The organism is Microcoleus sp. OTE_8_concoct_300 (assembly GCF_031383065.1).
Taxonomy (GTDB): Bacteria; Cyanobacteriota; Cyanobacteriia; order Cyanobacteriales; family Microcoleaceae; genus Microcoleus.
The window spans coordinates 1-1,010 of the sequence record NZ_JANMZH010000157.1 but is presented as its reverse complement, the minus strand read 5'-3'; the positions used below and the strand labels follow the sequence as shown (position 1 = coordinate 1,010).

Below are 1,010 nucleotides of genomic sequence, written 5' to 3'. Positions count from 1 at the left end.
AGTAAGATATATTTGCAGACATCAGGATTTGCTCCTATTCTCTATTTCTAACGACGACCTATTTTCAGACTCATTTCACGGCTAGTGCGTTGATATTCGTGGACGATCGGCAATCTTTCAGTTTGAAAATTTGCTAATGCTTCTGCAATGCTAGCACTGTCGGTGAGATATTGAGCTAAAGACAGTCCATCTTCCCAGCCGGAAGTCATTCCTCTAGCGCGCGTGGAGCTTTTGGCGTGGGCCGCATCTCCGATGAGGATGACGCGCCCGTCATAGATTTTAGGTAGGGGGTCGATGTCGTAGGAAAAACGACAGACAATATTTTCTATAGGTGTTGATTCAATTACTTTTCGCGCATCTTCTGGAAGTTTTGCGAGTTCTTGGGGAGGTATGATGATATCATTGGGTTGAAGTTTTCCTACTTCTGATTCTTGTCGCTCTTTTTCGATAAAGAAACCCCAATGGGTGCGACCTCCGCCAATGTGAAAGAAGTTGGCATAAATTCCTCTACCGCGTACATAAACAAAAAAGTTTCCTTCGGGACAGAAGCTACTATCTTCGACTATTCCTCGCCAAACAATATCACCTAAATAGAACAGTTTTACATCTGGAACGATAAATTGACGAACTTTGGAGACAATCCCATCTGCGCCAATTAACAGGTCGCCTTCCCAGTGAGTTCCGTCTTTAAAGTGGACGATCGCGCTATGCTCAGTTTGGGCGATCGACAATAATTCAGCATTACAACGAATACAGTCAGCGGGTGCCTCGTCGAGGAGTGCTTCTAGAATAGCTTTGCGGTGTACCAACATCCCCGGAAGTTCATTTTCCTCATAGGTGACGGGTTCAGAATTGATGACAACGCCACGGAGGTTGCGAAACTCGAATACTTTAACCGCATCGCCGGAGTTGATAATTTTTTGGGTGACTTGATGGTTTCCGCGATCGAGTGCTTCCATACCTGCTTGTACGATCAGAATACCACAGCCATCGGTACGCGGGTGGGGTGC

1 protein-coding gene is annotated in these 1,010 nt (G+C 45.8%); it reads right to left on the bottom strand.

The features are described 5' to 3' along the window. Window positions 1-47 precede the first annotated feature (47 nt). Window positions 48-1,010: FAD-dependent monooxygenase (locus ACUVJL_RS07610; protein WP_445245296.1), on the bottom strand; the 963-nt coding region annotated here is incomplete at its 5' end.